Annotated in this window: 12 protein-coding genes; 5 read left to right on the forward strand and 7 right to left on the reverse strand. The window is 74.1% G+C overall.

All coding sequences use genetic code 11. From position 1 onward, the window contains the following. The first annotated feature begins 198 nt into the window (after positions 1 to 198). Positions 199 to 3,342 carry an AfsR/SARP family transcriptional regulator gene (locus IEZ07_RS23535; protein WP_191896724.1) on the forward strand — a complete coding sequence of 1,048 codons (3,144 nt, stop codon included), beginning with the start codon at positions 199 to 201 and terminating at the stop codon, positions 3,340 to 3,342. Between the two features lie 46 nt (positions 3,343 to 3,388). Here IEZ07_RS23535 and IEZ07_RS23540 read toward each other — a convergent pair whose 3' ends face one another. The 4 genes from IEZ07_RS23540 to IEZ07_RS23555 all read right to left on the reverse strand — a co-directional run bounded on the left by IEZ07_RS23540 (position 3,389) and on the right by IEZ07_RS23555 (position 8,330). Then, the gene (locus tag IEZ07_RS23540) at positions 3,389 to 4,372 is read right to left on the reverse strand and encodes a DUF72 domain-containing protein (protein ID WP_191896725.1); all 984 of its coding nucleotides are present in this window, start codon (positions 4,370 to 4,372) and stop codon (positions 3,389 to 3,391) included. A 129-nt stretch (positions 4,373 to 4,501) separates the two neighbouring features. Next, positions 4,502 to 6,817 (reverse strand): xanthine dehydrogenase family protein molybdopterin-binding subunit, encoded by a 2,316-nt coding sequence (locus IEZ07_RS23545; RefSeq protein WP_191896726.1) that lies wholly within the window; start codon positions 6,815 to 6,817, stop codon positions 4,502 to 4,504. Continuing rightward, positions 6,814 to 7,809: an FAD binding domain-containing protein gene (locus IEZ07_RS23550; protein WP_191896727.1), complete on the reverse strand. Its 996-nt coding sequence runs from the start codon at positions 7,807 to 7,809 to the stop codon at positions 6,814 to 6,816. Before IEZ07_RS23550 ends, IEZ07_RS23545 begins: the two co-directional genes overlap by 4 nt. After that, positions 7,806 to 8,330, reverse strand: coding sequence for a (2Fe-2S)-binding protein (locus IEZ07_RS23555; protein WP_373868878.1), 525 nt, complete (start codon positions 8,328 to 8,330; stop codon positions 7,806 to 7,808). The genes IEZ07_RS23550 and IEZ07_RS23555 overlap by 4 nt, the downstream gene beginning before the upstream one ends. Before the next feature lie 170 nt (positions 8,331 to 8,500). Between IEZ07_RS23555 and IEZ07_RS23560 the strand changes: the two genes are divergently transcribed. Next, positions 8,501 to 9,154, forward strand: coding sequence for a TetR/AcrR family transcriptional regulator (locus tag IEZ07_RS23560; protein ID WP_191896728.1), 654 nt, complete (start codon positions 8,501 to 8,503; stop codon positions 9,152 to 9,154). Positions 9,155 to 9,384: 230 nt separating this feature from the next. Then, a complete protein-coding gene (locus IEZ07_RS23565) occupies positions 9,385 to 9,834 on the forward strand; it encodes a DUF4383 domain-containing protein (RefSeq protein WP_191896729.1) in 450 nt (149 codons plus the stop codon). Between the two features lie 251 nt (positions 9,835 to 10,085). Here IEZ07_RS23565 and modA read toward each other — a convergent pair whose 3' ends face one another. The 3 genes from modA to IEZ07_RS23580 all read right to left on the reverse strand — a co-directional run bounded on the left by modA (position 10,086) and on the right by IEZ07_RS23580 (position 12,629). After that, positions 10,086 to 10,889, reverse strand: coding sequence for a molybdate ABC transporter substrate-binding protein (gene modA, locus IEZ07_RS23570; protein WP_191896730.1), 804 nt, complete (start codon positions 10,887 to 10,889; stop codon positions 10,086 to 10,088). Positions 10,890 to 11,131: 242 nt separating this feature from the next. Further along, positions 11,132 to 12,181 carry an NAD-dependent epimerase/dehydratase family protein gene (locus IEZ07_RS23575; protein ID WP_191896731.1) on the reverse strand — a complete coding sequence of 350 codons (1,050 nt, stop codon included), beginning with the start codon at positions 12,179 to 12,181 and terminating at the stop codon, positions 11,132 to 11,134. A gap of 76 nt (positions 12,182 to 12,257) precedes the next feature. After that, positions 12,258 to 12,629: an STAS domain-containing protein gene (locus IEZ07_RS23580; protein WP_191896732.1), complete on the reverse strand. Its 372-nt coding sequence runs from the start codon at positions 12,627 to 12,629 to the stop codon at positions 12,258 to 12,260. A 192-nt stretch (positions 12,630 to 12,821) separates the two neighbouring features. Between IEZ07_RS23580 and IEZ07_RS23585 the strand changes: the two genes are divergently transcribed. Together IEZ07_RS23585 and IEZ07_RS23590 are read left to right on the forward strand one after the other, a co-directional pair. Continuing rightward, positions 12,822 to 13,775, forward strand: coding sequence for an LLM class F420-dependent oxidoreductase (locus IEZ07_RS23585; protein WP_191896733.1), 954 nt, complete (start codon positions 12,822 to 12,824; stop codon positions 13,773 to 13,775). 84 nt (positions 13,776 to 13,859) lie between these two features. Beyond that, on the forward strand, positions 13,860 to 15,041 hold the full coding sequence (locus IEZ07_RS23590) for a zinc-dependent alcohol dehydrogenase (protein WP_191896734.1): 1,182 nt from the start codon (positions 13,860 to 13,862) through the stop codon (positions 15,039 to 15,041). Positions 15,042 to 15,079 lie beyond the last annotated feature (38 nt).

The raw sequence follows: 15,079 nt of genomic DNA on the forward strand, positions 1-15,079 counted from the left end.
CCCATCCGAGCCACGATCCACCCATCCACCAGCAGCGTTGCATTGATCGTCTGAATCTAAGGGTTCTTTCTTTAGAAAAGAGAGTTTTCGTCCTGAGCAGCGGTCGGCTCCGACGCTTCCGCGTACGCGGTGCCGGGCGGCGTCGGGCGGCCCGGTGACCGGCTCGGGACGTCGCCGGAATTCGGCACAATGACCGATGTGCGAGTTGAACTGCTCGGGCCGTTCGAGGTCCGGAACCGTGACGGGGCCGTGGTGGAGGTGCCCGGGACCCGGCTGCGCGCGCTGCTCGCCGCACTCGCCCTCGAACCCGGCCGGATCGTCACGCGTGCGAGGCTGGTGGACTGGATCTGGGGGCGGCGGCCGCCCGCGGACGAGGCGAACGCCCTGCAGGCACTGGTGTCCAGGCTGCGCAGGGTGCTGCCGGAGGGCGTGATCGAGGCGGCTGCCAGCGGATACCGGCTGGCCGTGGCTCCCGACGCCGTGGACGTGTGCCGGTTCGAGCACCTGGTGGGCCGGGCCCGCGCCGCCGAGCCCGCCGCGCGGGCGGAACTGCTGCGCTCGGCCCTGGCGTTGTGGCGCGGTACGGCCCTGGCGGACATCGCGCTGCGGGACGGCGACGCGTTCGACGCGGCGGTCGCGCGGCTGGAGGAACTCCGCGTCACCGCGCTCGGGGACCGGGTGGACGCGGACATCCGCCTCGGCCGCGGCTCGGAGCTGGTCGCCGAGCTGACCGATCTGGTCGCCGCGTACCCGCTGCGGGAGGGGTTCGCGGCGGCCCTGATGCGAGCGCTCGCCGAGGCGGGGCGCGGGGCCGAGGCGCTGACCGTGTACCAGCGGACGCGCGAGCGGCTCGCCGAGGAACTGGGCGCCGACCCGTCGGCCGAGCTCTCCGCGCTGCACGTCGCACTGCTCCGGGGCGAGCTGGGCGAGCGGGCGGAGAACCGCAGGACGAACCTGCGCGCCGAGCTGACGAGCTTCGTCGGCAGGGACGACGACGTCTCCGCCCTCGCCGCCCTGGCCGTCGGGCACCGGCTGGTCACCCTGACCGGGCCGGGCGGCTCCGGCAAGACGAGGCTGGCCGCGGAGACCGCGCGGACGATGCTCGCCGAACTGCCGGACGGGGCGTGGCTGGTCGAACTGGCCTCGGTGCGGGCGGGCGGCGAGCTGGCGCAGGCCGCCCTCACCGCGATCGGCCTGCGCGACCAGGGGCTGCTCGGCGGTGCGCGGGGCGGCGAACCGGCGGAGCGGCTCATCGCGGCGCTCCGGGAGCGCGCGGTCCTGCTGGTCCTGGACAACTGCGAGCACGTGATCGAGGCGGCCGCGGCTTTCGCGGACCGGCTGCTGGGGGAGTGCCGGAACCTGCGGATCCTGGCCACGAGCAGGGAACCGCTCGGCATCACCGGAGAGGTGCTGTGGCGGGTCGAGCCGCTCGCGCTGCCCGCGGAGGGCGCGGACCCCGCCGAGGACGGGTCCGCGCCCGCGGTGCGGTTGCTGCGGGACCGCGCGGACCTGGTGCGCAAGGACGTCGGCTCGGACGCGCGCACCCTGTCGGCCATGGCGCGGATCTGCCGGGCGCTCGACGGGATGCCGCTGGCGATCGAACTGGCCGCGGCACGGCTGCGCACCATGTCCGTCGACCAGCTGGCACGCCGGCTCGACGACCGGTTCCGCCTGCTGACCGGCGGCAGCCGTACGGTGCTCCCCCGGCACAAGACGCTGCGCGCGGTCGTGGACTGGAGCTGGGATCTGCTGACCGAGGCCGAACGCGGCGTGCTGCGGCGGCTCTCGGTGTTCTCCGGCGGGGTGAGCCTGGAGGCGGCCGAGCGGGTGTGCGGGGACGGGGCACTCGCCGGGGAGCAGGTGCTCGACGTGCTGACCGCGCTGATCGAGAAGTCGCTGCTGCTCGCCGACGGAGAGGGCGCGCCGCGCTACCGGATGCTCAACACCATCAGGGAGTACGCGGGACACCGGCTCGCCGAGGCGGGGGAGACCGAGCCGGTGCGCCGGGCGCACCTCGCCTACTTCACCGAGCTGGCCGAGACGGCCGATCCGCACCTGCGCACGGCCGGGCAGCTGGAGTGGCTGGCCGTGCTCGAGGCCGAGCAGGACGACATCAACGCGGCCCTGCGCGGGGCGATCGCCGGGGGATGGGCCCAGGAGGCGATGCGGCTGGTCGCGGCCGCGGGCTGGTACTGGTTCCTCAGCGGGCGCCGGGCGGAGGGCACCGAGCTGAGCGTCGCGGCGGCCTCGCTGGACGGTGAGGTGTCCGACGAGGTGCGGGCGATGGCGTACACCATCGTGACGGTGTTCGTGTCCTCCGGGGTCGGCGGCGACCAGTACCAGGCGCGGGATTGGATCCAGAAAGCGCACCGGTTCGCCGAGCGCAGCGGGCACCGCCACCCCCTGCTCGGATTCGTCGTCCCGCTCGAGGCGATGCTGCGCGGGCCCGCGGAGTTCCTGCCCGCGTTCGAGCCGCTCATCGCCGGCGACGATCCATGGGTGAGCGCACAGGCCAGGCTAGCTCGCGGCCGGTTGCGGCTCACGCTCGGCGGCGACGAGACCGACGTGGACCTCGACGCCGAAATCGCCCTCGCCGGGTTCCGCCGGGTGGGCGACCGGTGGGGGATCGCGCTGGCGCTGGCCTTCCTGGGCGACCGGCTCGCCATGCGCGGAGAGTTCGCCCGTGCGTGCGAGCACTACGAGGAGGCGGTCGCGGCGCTGACCGCGCTGGGCGCGACCGAGGACGCGGTCGGCGTGCGGGCGCGGCAGGCGCAGCTGTACTGGCTGCTCGGCGACGAGCGGTCCAGCGCGTCCGCCATGGCGGACGCGCAGCGGTACGCGGACGGGATCGCCTGGCCGGACACGGTCGCCGAGCTGACGATCGCGAAGGCGGACCTGGCGCGCTGGCGCGGCGAGCCGGACGAGGCGCGCCGGCACCTGGCCACGGTGCGGGCGATGCTGGACGACGAGGAACGGATCGGCCTGGTCCGCGCCAAGGCCATGGACATGTACGGCTACCTCGCCGACGATCTCGAGGAGTCCCGCGCGTACCGGGCCGAGGCGTTCCGCGTGGCGGCGGAGCAGGCGTTCCCGCCGATGCTCGCCGAGGTGCTGATCGGGATCGCGGACCTCGCGCTGCGCCAGGGGCGGGCCGAGCAGGCCGTACGGCTGCTCGCGGCGGGCGACGCCGTGCGCGGCACCCCGGATCGCGCGCAGCCGGACGCCTCCAGGATCGCCGCGGAGGCGCGCGGCCGCCTCGGGGAGGCCGCGTTCGCCGAGGCGGTCCGCGCCGGCCGGGGGCAGGACTGGCGTGAGCTGGCCGAGGCCGCGCTCGTCTCGTGAGGACCGGCCTGCGGGGCGGCGCCGCACGGCGTTGGCCGGCGGCGGCCTACCGCCGCTCCCCGGCCGGAGAGGCGCCCAGCAGCTCGGTGAGGCGGGCGGCGTTGCGCTGGGCGTTGTCGCGGCAGCAGTTGTTCATCAGCACGTGGACGGTCCCGGCCTGCCCGGAGAACTCCCGGAGCCGGGCCGCCCAGCGCTCCAGTTCGGCCTCGGAGTAGGCATAGGCGAAGCGCTCCTCGATCTTCTTGCTCGTCCACTTGTCCGAGTGGCCGTGGAAGCGGACCACGGCCAGGTCCGCGGTGGCGGCCAGGACCGGCGGGATCGACGAGGGGTGTCCCTGCGGCATGTCGACGCTGACGTACGGGATGCCGTGCTCGGCCAGGAAGCCGAGCGTCCGCTCGCGCTCGCCCTCCTCCATCCAGGTGCGGTTGCGGAACTCCACGCACGCGCGCATCGGGGCGCAGCGCCGTACGGACTCCAGCACCCGGCGCCGGTTGCCCTCGCCGGCCGGGAACCACGGCGGGAACTGCAGCAGGACGGCGCCGAGCCGGCCTGCCTCGTGCAGCGGCGCGAGCGCGCCGAGGAAGCGCGACCACACCTCCTCGGCGATCTCGGGGCCGACGTCGCGCAGGTAGAGGGTGCCGTCCGGGTCGCCGAGCCGCAGGCGGAGGTCCTTGTAGAGCGAGCGCGCCCGGGTGGGGTGCCCGGTCAGCAGGGAGAACGCCTTGACGTTGAAGGTGAACCCCGGCGGCGTGCGGTCCCGCCAGGCCTCCGCGGTCTTGACCGACGGGGGGTGGTAGTAGGTGGCGTCCACCTCCACCAGCGGGAACCGCGCCGCGTAGAAGGCGAGCCGCTCGGCGGGCGTCGACACCCCGTCCGGGTACCAGCCCGAGTCGAGCAGCGACCTGTCGGTCCATGAGGCCGTGCCGACGAGGACGTTCCCGGCCGGCGCGCCGGCCGGGAACGCCGCCCCGGCGCCCGCGCGACGCGGCGGGCCGGGGACAGGGATCGGCAGGGAGGTCTGGGTCTCCATGTCAGGGCACTGCCCGTGCGGCGGGCCGCGTCACCTCCCGGACCCGGCGGGTGCGCGAACGCCGCCGGGGACGGCGAGGCCGGCCGGGACGGGCGCCGGACCGGGAGGCGTTCACCCGCGTCCTCGCCGTCAGAGCAGTTTGTCCGGGGTGACGGGCAGGTCGCGCACGCGTCTGCCGGTCGCGTGCCGGACGGCGTTGGCGATCGCGGCGGCCACGCCGGTGACGCTCACCTCGCCCACGCCGAGCAGGCCCAGCGGCATGGTCGGGTCGGGCACGTCCAGGCAGTGCACGTCGATGGGCGGGACGTCGGCGTGGACCGGGACGTGGTAGTCGGCCAGGCCGGGATTCATGATCCGCCCGTTGCGCGGGTCGACGAGCGTCTCCTCCGACAGCGCCATGCCGATGCCCATCACGATGCCGCCGCGGAGCTGGCTGGCGACCATCTTCGCGTTGACCACCCTGCCGACGTCGAAGACGCCGAGCCAGCGGGAGACCCGGACCTCCCCGGTGTCCGGGTCGACCCGCACCTCGCAGAAGTGCGCTCCGCACGCGGCCTTCACCCAGCGCCGCCGGTCGCGCAGGAGCTTCGACATGAACCGGAGCTGCCCGGTGACCTTCCCGACGCGGGTGTCGGACCCGACGGCGGCCTCGGCGGAGTCCCGGCCCGCCCGGGCCAGGATCGCCGCGTAGGTCTCACCGGGTCCCGCGGGCCCGGCCCAGAGCCCGCCGTCGCGGGCCTCGAGGTCGCCCGGCCGCCGGCCGCGCAGCGGGGAGCCGCCGGAGCGCCGGGCCAGGGCGAGCAGCGAGCCCTTCAGCTTCTCGCACGCGGCCAGCAGGCTCGCCGCCACGCTCGCGGTCTGCGCGGAGCCGCCGGCGCCGGGCCCGCTGGGCAGGTCCGAGTCGCCGTACTCCACCCGCACGGCCTCGAACGGCACGCCGAGGGCGTCGGCGGCGATCTGCGCCTGCGCGGTCGCCCCGCCCATGCCCATCTCGTGGAAGCCGCAGCGCACCACGACGGAGCCGTCGGCCGAGAGCCTGACCGTGACGTTGGCGGGCATCTGCCACGAGGGGTGGTACGCCGAGGCGACGCCCAGGCCGACGAGCCACCCGCCGTCGCGCATCGAGCCCGGCTCCGGCGTCCGGCCGGACCAGCCGAACCGCTCCGCGCCGAGCGCGTAGGCCTCGCGCAGCATCCGGTGCGCGAACCGCTTGCCGTCGACCGGGTTGCGCTCCGGCTCGTTGCGCATCCGCAGCTCGATCGGGTCGAGGCCGAGCGCGCAGGCGAGTTCGTCGACGGCCGACTCCAGCGCGAAGGTCCCGATCGACTCGCCGGGCGCGCGCATGGGCGTGTTCGGCACCGCGTCCAGCTCGACCAGATTCTGCCGGAGCAGGATGTTCTCCGCGGCGTAGAGGTGCCGCGACTGGGAGGTCGCCTGCTCGGGCAGGCCGCCGGTCCGGCCGGTCTGCGTCACGCTGGTGTGGATCAGCGCGGTCAGCGTGCCGTCCGCGCGGGCGCCCAGCGCCACCCGCTGCGCCGACGGGGTGCGCCCGCCGACCGTGCGGTAGACGCCCTCCCGGGTGAGCGCCATCCGCACCGGCCTGCCGGTCACCCGCGCCGCCAGCACCGTCAGCACGGTGCCGGCCCAGACCATGGTCTTGCCGCCGAACGCGCCGCCGACGTACGGCGCGACCACCCGCACGTTCCGCACCGGGACGCCGAACCGCAGGGCCAGGTGGTCGCGGAGCCAGGTGATGTTCTGGGTGCCCTCGTGGACGGTCAGCCGGTCGCCGTCCCACACCGCCGTCGTGGCGTGCGGTTCGATCGCGTTGTGGTGGTACGGCGGCGTGGTGAAGCGCAGGTCGACCGAGACGGGCGCGGCGGCGAGCGCGGCCTCCGCGTCGCCCTTGCGGGCGCCGCCGGACTGCAGCGCACTGCTCTTCTGCGGTACGGCGTTGCCCTCCTCGGCGGCGAAGTCCACGGTGGCGGGCAGTTCCCGGTAGGAGACCCGGACCAGGCCGGCGGCGTGCCGGGCGGCCTCCGGCGTCTCGGCGACGACGACCGCGACGGGCTGGCCGTTCCAGTGCACCTCGTCGGTGTTGAGGTAATTGACGCTCGACCCGGAGGCGAGGCTGCTCAGGTTCAGCACGCTCACCGGGGGCGGCGGCTTCATCGCCGGGGCGTTCTCGTGCGTGATCACGGCCAGCACGCCGGGGACGGCCTCGGCCCCGGCCGCGTCGATGCCGGTGATCCGGCCGCGGGTGACCGCCGCGTGCACCAGCGCGGCGTGCGCCAGGCCGGGGTGGGGGTGCTCGGCCGCGTAGCGGGCCGCGCCGGTCGTCTTGGCCGTCCCGTCGACCCGGTCCAGCGGCCTGCCGACGCTGCGGCCGGTTCCCGTCTCCACCGGGGACGGGGTCCGCGTGGGAGCGGTGGGGGTGGACGTCATGCCGGGCTCCCCTCGGTGAGCAGCCGCCGCAGCGTGGCCGTGACGGCCCGCCGGGCCATCTCGATCTTGAAGGCGTTCCCCGGCAGGCCGGTGGCGGGGGCGAGCTCGGCCTCGGCCGCCCGCCGGAACGACTCCTCCGTGGCGGGCGCCCCGAGCAGGGCGTGTTCGGCCCGCCGGGCCCGCCACGGCGTGGTGGCGACGCCGCCGAGAGCCAGCCCGACCCCGGTCACCGTACCGTCGCGGACCTCCAGCGCGGCGGCGACGGAGACCAGCGCGAACGCGTACGACGCCCGGTCGCGGACCTTGCGGTAGCGCGAGTTCGCCGCCGTCGGCGAGGGCGGCAGCTCGACCGCGGTGACGAGCTCGTCGGGGGACAGGTCGGTCTCGACGTGCGGGGTCTCGCCGGGCGGCCGGTGGAAGGAGGCCATGGGGACGCGCCGGACGCCGCGCACGCTCTCCACCTCGACCACGGCGTCGAGCGCGGCCAGCGCGACGCACATGTCCGAGGGGTGGGCCGCGATGCAGGCGCCGCTCACGCCGAGGACGGCGTGGCCGCGGTTGAACCCGCCGATCGCGCCGCACCCGCTGCCCGGCTCCCGCTTGTTGCAGGCGGCCGTGCGGTCGTAGAAGTAGGGGCAACGGGTGCGCTGGAGCAGGTTCCCGCCGACGGTCGCCATGTTCCGCAGCTGCGCCGAGGCCCCGGCGAGGACCGCCTGGGACAGCACCGGATAGCGGGCCCGGATCAGCGGATGCGCGGCCAGGCGGCTGTTGCGCACCAGGGCGCCGATCCGCACGCCGCCGTCCGGCCGCTCCCCGATCTCGGCCAGGGGCAGGGAGGTGATGTCGACGACCGTGTCCGGCTGCTCGATCCCGGCGCGCATCAGGTCGACGAGGTTCGTCCCGCCGCCGAGGAACTTCGCACCGGGATCGTCGGCGACCGCGCGGAGCGCCGTCGCGACGTCGGGGGCGCTCACGTACGAGAACGGTCTCATCGCTCCGCCTCCGCCGCGGCGAACTCCCGGATGGCGTCGACGATGCCGTTGTAGGCGCCGCACCGGCACAGGTTGCCGCTCATCCGCTCCCTGATCTCGTCGTCGGTGAGCTCGGCGCCGTCCGCGCAGAGGTGCTCGGTGACGGCGCTGGGCATCCCGGCGCCGTGCTCGGCCAGCATCCCGATCGCCGAGCAGATCTGGCCGGAGGTGCAGTAGCCGCACTGGAGGCCGTCGTTGCGGACGAAGGCGGCCTGGAGCGGGTGCCCGGGCCCGTCGCCGGCGATCCCCTCGATCGTGGTGATCTCCCGGCCGGCGTACTGCACGGCCAGGGCCAGGCAGGAGTTGATCCGCTCACCGTCGGCCAGGACCGTGCAGGCGCCGCAGGCCCCCTGGTCGCAGCCCTTCTTCGTGCCGGTCAGGCCGAGGCGCTCGCGCAGCGCGTCGAGCAGGCTGACCTGTGGCGGGAGATCGAGCGACGCGTCGGCGCCGTTCACCCGCAACCGCACCTCGACCACGTGCACTCTCCGTTCGTGAGCCGGTCCGCGGAGCCGCCGCGCGTCCCCGCGGGGGGACGGGCGGGGAGACGCCCGCCGGGACGGCGGGCCCGTCCGCTGCGGCCGACGCTAACAGAACGACGTACTCTTAACAAGAGAACGGTGTCCTCTTACCTCCGTCGTATGCTTGCGGGGACATGACACAGCCGGCGTTCGTCCGGGCCAGGCGGCCGGAGCACAAGCAGCAGCGGCGCGAGGCGATCCTCGCCGCCGCCCGCGAGCTCGCCCTCCGCTCCGGCGTGCGCGACGTCAGCCTGGGCGGGGTCGCGGCGGCCGTGGGCCTGGCCAAGTCCAACGTGGTGCGCTACTTCGGCACCCGCGAGGAGATCTACCTCGAGCTGGCCGCCGAATGCTGGCTGGACTGGTCGGAGGCGGTCACCGTGCGGCTGCGGGACGCCGCCGGGCCGGAGGCCGTGGTCGACGCGCTGGCCGAGACGCTCGCCGAGCGGCCGCTCCTGTGCGATCTGCTCGGTAACATCTCGACCAGCCTGGAGCACAACGTCTCCGTCCCGGCGGCCCGCGTCTTCAAACGGACCGTGCTGGGCGTCGTCGCCGGGCTCGGCGAGCAGGTCGCGCGGGCGCACCCCGTCCTCACCGCGGGCGAGGGGCTCGAAGTGGTCGGGGCGGCCGCCGGATTCGCCGGAACGCTCTACCCGGTGGCCAACCCCGCACCCGTGCTGGTCGAGCTCTACGCGCAGGACCCGGACATCGCCGCGGCCTGCCCGCCGTTCCTGCCGACGCTGAAGAGGCTGATCGCCGCGCTCGTCGCGGGGCTGCCGGTGATCCGCTGACCCCGGTGCGGGGGCGGCCGCCGGTGATCCGCTGATCCCGGTGCGGGGGCGGCCGCCGGTGGTCCGCCGGCCGCGGTGCGGGAGTGGCCACGGGGACGGCGGAGATCCGCCGGCCCCGGAGCGGCGCCGTGTCGTCATCGTTACCCGTGTTTCCGCGGCCGGTGACTAGACGTCCAGGGGGCGGGTAGCAGGAGCGGGCACCAGTCCCGATCGCACATGTGGGAGACGTCATGGACGCACCGCACACTCACGCCACCGACCGCTCGCAGCTGCAGCTCGCCGCACGGGTCGTCGGGATCGTGTTCCTCCTCGTCGGCGTGCTGGGCTTCATCCCCGGCATCACCAGCAACGTCGACCAGCTCGAGTTCGCCGGGCACCACTCCGACGCGATGCTCCTGGGCATCTTCGAAGTGTCGATCCTGCACAACATCGTCCACCTGCTGTTCGGTGTGGCGGGCCTCGCGCTCTCCCGGACCTGGTCCGGGGCGCGCAACTTCCTGATCGGCGGCGGCGCCGTCTACCTGCTGCTGTGGCTGTACGGCCTGCTGATCCCGCACGACAGCTCGGCCAACTTCGTCCCGCTCAACACCGCGGACAACTGGCTCCACTTCTTCCTCGGCCTCGGCATGATCGGCCTGGGCGTCGCGCTCAGCCGCCGCCGCGCCACCTCCCGGGTCTGATCACCCGGAAAGATTCGCCGGGGACCCACCGGGGATCCGGCGGAGACGGCGAGGAGAACGGCCGCCCACCGCACGGTGGGCGGCCGTTCCCGCGTCCGCACCGGGCCTGTCCTGGGACGGAACCCGGCCCTCCGGACGCCGCCGAGGTCCTCCGCCCGAGCGGAGGGCAGGAGGGACTCGCATCCGGTACCCGGGTACAGGCTCACCGCCGGGGCACGGCGACGACCGGGAGGCCGACCTGGCGGACGGGGTCAGGGCGCCTGGAATCCGGCCCCGGTCAGCACGTCCCTGCCCTGCGGGGAGAGGACCAGGTCGACGAACCGCTGGGCCGCCGGTCCGGCGGGGGCCCCGGTCAGGGCGGCGATCGGGTAGTCGTTGACCGCCTGCTCGGCTTCGGGGAAGTCGATGCCCTCCACCTTGCCGCCGGAGGCCGGCACGTCGGTGGCGTAGACCAGGGCGGCGTCGACCTCACCGAGTGCGACCTTGGTGAGGGTGGCCTTGACGTCCCGCTCCAGGGTGACCGGGGTGACCTCGAGTCCGGCCGCGTCCAGCGCCTTGACCGCCGCGGCGCCGCAGGGCACCTGGACCGCGCACAGCGCCACCTTCACCCTCGCGTCCGCCAGGTCCTTCAGCTCGTCGACGCCCGCGGGGTTGCCGCCCGGGACGGCGATCCGCAGCCTGTTGCGCACGAACACCGTCGGGGAGGCGGCCAGGGAGGCGTCGGTGACGGTCTTCATGGTGGCCGGACTGGCCGCGGCGAACACGTCCGCCGGCGCGCCCTGGGTGATCTGCTGGGCCAGAGTGGCGCTGGAGCCGAAGTTGAAGGTCACCTTCACCCCGGGGTGGGCGGCCTCGAAGGCCTTGCCGAGCTCGGTGAAGGTGCCGGTCAGCGAGGCGGCGGCGAACACCGTCACCTCCGCCGCGGCCCCGTCGGTCGCCGGGGCGGAGCCGGACGCGGTGGAGGTGGCGGCCGGTTCGCCGGAGCCGCAGCCGGTCAGGACGGCGAGCGCGACGGGCAGGGCGATGGCCCGGCGGGGAAGGCGCCGAAGCAGCACAGGGGACTCCTCGTCAGGTTCCGGCCGCGCGGCCGCCGACCGGCCCGCGCCACCCGCCGGCGCACGGTGCCGGCGCTGACTCCGAGCAACGCGGCCTCCGAGCAGCGCGGCGGCCTCGCCGGTCCGGAAGGTCGTCACGAACCGTCAGGCTACCTCTCGCGCATTCGGTGCCTTACGCCGGTCTCCTCCCGCGTCAGCGGCGTCAGCGGCGCCATCCACGGCTCCGCCATGGGCGACGCACCCTACGGCCGGGTGCCGATCCCGGTCGCCAGCTCCCCGGTCCGGGCCGGCCCGCCGGTCTTCGGCGACAGCGGCGGCGTGTCCATGCCCGACGCGGTGCGCAGTCCCTCCAGCACCGCGCGCAGCGCGTCCACCGAGGAGTGCCGGGGAGTCCAGCCCAGCTCGGTGCGGGCGCGGGTGACATCCATGATCGGTACGGTGAACAGCATGTCGAGCAGGTCCGGCGAGGCGGGCACCAGGCGCAGGTGCCAGGCGGCGGAGGCGGCGCCGCGCAGCATCCAGCCGGGGACGGGCACCCGCCGGGCGCCGAGCACCTCGGCCAGCACCGCGGAGTCGATCACCGGGTCGGCGGCGATGTTGAAGGCCCCCGACACCTCCTTGACGACCGCCAGGCGGTAGGCCTCGCCCATGTCCTCGGCGTGCAGCGCCTGGAACCTGAGCTCGGGCAGGTCGGGGACGAAGGGGATGAGGCCGGGCCGTACCAGCCGGTGGGGGAGGAACGGACCGGCGAACAGCCGCCGCTGCTCGGTCGCCGCCTCCCGCTTGAAGACGAAACCGGGGCGGAGCCGTACCACCCGGATCTCCGGGTGCTCGCGCTCGAACGCGTCGAGCGTCCGTTCGAGGTAGGCCTTCTCCCGTCCGTAGGCGGCGCCGGGCCAGCCGTGGGTGGGCCAGTCCTCGGTGACGGGGCGGTCCTTCGGGCCGGGGGAGTAGGCGCCCACCGAGGAGGCGTGGACCAGCACGGGGACCTTCGCCCGGGCCACCGCCTCGAAGACGCGGATGCTGCCCAGCGCGTTGTTGCGCCAGGTGGTCACCGGGCGGCGCGTCGGCTGGAACAGCCAGGCCAGGTGGACGACCGCGTCCGCGCCCGCGAGGTGCGGCGCGAGATCACCGGTGGAGACGTCCACCGTCCGCCACTCGGTCTTCTCCGGGTGCCAGTCGGGCAGGCGGCGGGCCAGCCCGAGGATGGATGTGACGCTGCTGTCGGCGGCCAGGGCGGACACCACGCTCGTGCCCACGTTCCCGGTCGCGCCGATGACGATTACCCGCATATCCCCCAGATGCCCGGAGGAGGATGGTCAAACCGGGAACCGCGCCGGCCCCGCCCCGCGGGCGGCGGCCCGGACGTCAGGGGAGCCGCGCCGTGGCCGGGCTCTCCGGCCGGGCCTCGGCGAGTGCGTCGCCGAGGGTGGGGTACACGTCGAACGCGGCGTCGAGGCCGGTCAGCCGCATCAGGCGGCGGGTCGAGGGCTTCGGGCAGCACAGGGCGCAGGTGCCGCCGCACCGGTGGGCCCTGCTGGAGGCCTGGACGAGGAGGCGCAGGCCGCACGAATCGATGAAGTTCATGGACGACAGGTCGAAGAGCAGCCGGGGACTCGCGGACGCGAGCGCTTCGTCGATCTTCTCGCGGAGGCGGGGCTCCGCGGTCTTGTCGACCTCGCCCACGATCCGGATGACGGTGAAGGCCCGGCGGTGCTCCCCGCTGATCTGCAATGGCATACGGACGCCTCCAGAGCAGCGACATGCCCATCGCGGTCCCGGCGGCTCCCGGACCGCTCATGCGCCTGGTCCTCCCAGTGTCGCCCCTGCGGGGCGAAAGGCACAAGGAGGCGTGCTGCCCTCTTCCGTTTGACCTCCCCAGCACGGGTATGGAGAGGGTCCGTGCAGCTCATCCCGTGGAGGAGGCGGTATATGACGACGTTCGGATACTTCCTGTCAAGCGAGGAGCACGACCCCAGGGAGCTGGTGCGGCAGGCCAGGCTCGCCGAGCAGGCGGGGTTCGAGAGCCTGTGGATCTCCGACCACTTCCACCCCTGGCTGGACGAGCAGGGGCAGAGCCCGTTCGTCTGGTCGGTGATCGGCGCGATCGCCGAGGCGACCTCGCTGCCGATCACCACCGCGGTCACCTGCCCCCTGGTCCGCATCCATCCGGCGATCATCGCCCAGGCGGCCGCCACCAGCGCCGTGCTGACCGGCGGCCGGTTCCGGCTCGGCGTCGGGACCGGGGAGGCGCTCAACGAGCACATCATCGACTCGCGGTGGCCCCCCGCCGAGGAGCGGCTGGAGATGCTCGAGGAAGCGGTCGAGATCATGCGTGAGCTGTGGAGCGGCAGACTGGTGACGCACCGCGGCACCCACTACGACGTGGACACCGCCCGCCTGTACACGCTGCCCGACTCGCCGCCGCCGATCTACATGTCCGGGTTCGGGGAGAAGTCGGTGGAGCTGGCCGGGCGCATCGCCGACGGCTACATCTGCACCGGCCCGTCGGCCGAGTTCGTGCAGCGGTTCCACGACTCCGGCGGCCAGGGCAAGCCCGTCCAGGGCGGGCTGAAGGTCTGCTACGCCGCCGACGAGGCCACGGCGCGCAAGACCGTGCACCGGCTCTGGCCGACCCAGGGCATCCAGGGCGAGGCCGCCCAGCTGCTGCCGCTTCCCCGGCACTTCGAGCAGCTCGCGCAGATGGTCACCGAGGAGGAGGCGAGCAAGGGCTCGCCGTGCGGCCCGGACCCCGAGGTCCACCTCAAGGCGATCCGGGAGTACGTCGACGCGGGCTTCGACGAGGTGTACGTCAGCCAGATCGGCGACGAGCAGGAGGCGTTCTTCGACTTCTACGCCAAGGAGGTCCTGCCCCGGCTGCGCTGACCGCCCACCCCGGGCGGCGCACGGGCCGTCCGGGCGGGGGACCGCCAGGGGCGGTCCCCGTCGAATCCGGATAGGAGGCAGACCATGAAGGCCGTCACCTGGCACGGCAAGCGCGACATACGGGTCAAGGAGGTCGCCGACCCGATCATCAAGGAGCCGACCGACGCGATCATCAAGGTCACCACCACCGCCATCTGCGGCTCCGACCTGCACCTGTACGAGCTCATGGGCCCGTTCATCAGCGACGGGGACATCCTCGGCCACGAGGCCATGGGCATCGTGGAGGAGGTCGGCTCCGAGGTCTCCCACATCGAGCCCGGGGACCGGGTCGTCGTCCCGTTCAACATCTCCTGCGGCCGCTGCCACATGTGCGGGCTGAAACTCTTCGCCCAGTGCGAGACCACCCAGGTCCGCGACCACGGCATGGGCGCCGCGCTGTTCGGCTACACCCGGCTGTACGGCGAGGTCCCCGGCGGCCAGGCGGAGTACCTGCGGGTCCCGCAGGCCCACTTCGGGCCCATCAAGGTGCCCGACGGCCCGCCGGACGAGCGGTTCGTCTACCTGTCGGACGTGCTGCCCACCGCCTGGCAGGCCGTGCAGTACGCCGACATCCCCGACGTCGGCAGCGTCGCGGTCTTCGGCCTCGGCCCCATCGGCCAGATGAGCGCCCGGATCGCCAAGCACCTGGGCCACCGGGTGATCGGGATCGACGGCGTGCCCGAACGGCTCGAGATGGCCCGCAGGCACGGCATCGAGATCATCGACTCCTCGGCGGTCCGCGACGTCCCCGAGGCGGTCCGCGAGCTCACCGGCGGCCGGGGGACCGACTCGGTGATCGACGCGGTCGGCATGGAGGCCCACGGCTCGCCCGTCGCGAAGCTCACCCAGACCATCACCGGCCTGCTGCCCGACGCGCTCGCCGCACCGCTGATGACCAACGCGGGCGTGGACCGCCTGGCCGCCCTGCACCAGTGCATCGACGCCGTACGGCGCGGCGGCACGATCTCGGTCAGCGGCGTCTACGGCGGCATGGCCGACCCGATGCCGATGCTGAGGATGTTCGACAAGGGCGTCACCATGCGCATGGGCCAGGCCCACGTCCGGAGGTGGACCAACGATCTGATGCCCCTGGTCGTCGACGAGTCCGATCCCCTGGGGGTCATGGACCTGGCCACCCACCGGCTCCCGCTGGACCAGGCGTCGCACGGCTACGAGATCTTCCAGAAGAAGCGCGACGGGGCGATCAAGGTGCTGCTCAACCCGTGACCCCGTCGTCTCCCCGACCCCCCGCAACTCCATGGAAT

This window comes from Planomonospora parontospora (assembly GCA_014647935.1).
Lineage (GTDB): Bacteria > Actinomycetota > Actinomycetes > Streptosporangiales > Streptosporangiaceae > Planomonospora > Planomonospora parontospora.

Excerpts from the sequence above, each read along its gene's own strand:
- IEZ07_RS23540 (WP_191896725.1), bottom strand. The coding sequence starts at position 4,372 with ATGGAGACCCAGACCTCCCTGCCGATCCCTGTCCCCGGCCCGCCGCGT.
- IEZ07_RS23590 (WP_191896734.1), top strand. The coding sequence starts at position 13,860 with ATGAAGGCCGTCACCTGGCACGGCAAGCGCGACATACGGGTCAAGGAG.
- IEZ07_RS23550 (WP_191896727.1), bottom strand. The coding sequence starts at position 7,809 with ATGAGACCGTTCTCGTACGTGAGCGCCCCCGACGTCGCGACGGCGCTC.
- IEZ07_RS23575 (WP_191896731.1), bottom strand. The coding sequence starts at position 12,181 with ATGCGGGTAATCGTCATCGGCGCGACCGGGAACGTGGGCACGAGCGTG.
- IEZ07_RS23565 (WP_191896729.1), top strand. The coding sequence starts at position 9,385 with ATGGACGCACCGCACACTCACGCCACCGACCGCTCGCAGCTGCAGCTC.
- IEZ07_RS23545 (WP_191896726.1), bottom strand. The coding sequence starts at position 6,817 with ATGACGTCCACCCCCACCGCTCCCACGCGGACCCCGTCCCCGGTGGAG.
- IEZ07_RS23560 (WP_191896728.1), top strand. The coding sequence starts at position 8,501 with ATGACACAGCCGGCGTTCGTCCGGGCCAGGCGGCCGGAGCACAAGCAG.
- IEZ07_RS23585 (WP_191896733.1), top strand. The coding sequence starts at position 12,822 with ATGACGACGTTCGGATACTTCCTGTCAAGCGAGGAGCACGACCCCAGG.
- IEZ07_RS23580 (WP_191896732.1), bottom strand. The coding sequence starts at position 12,629 with ATGCCATTGCAGATCAGCGGGGAGCACCGCCGGGCCTTCACCGTCATC.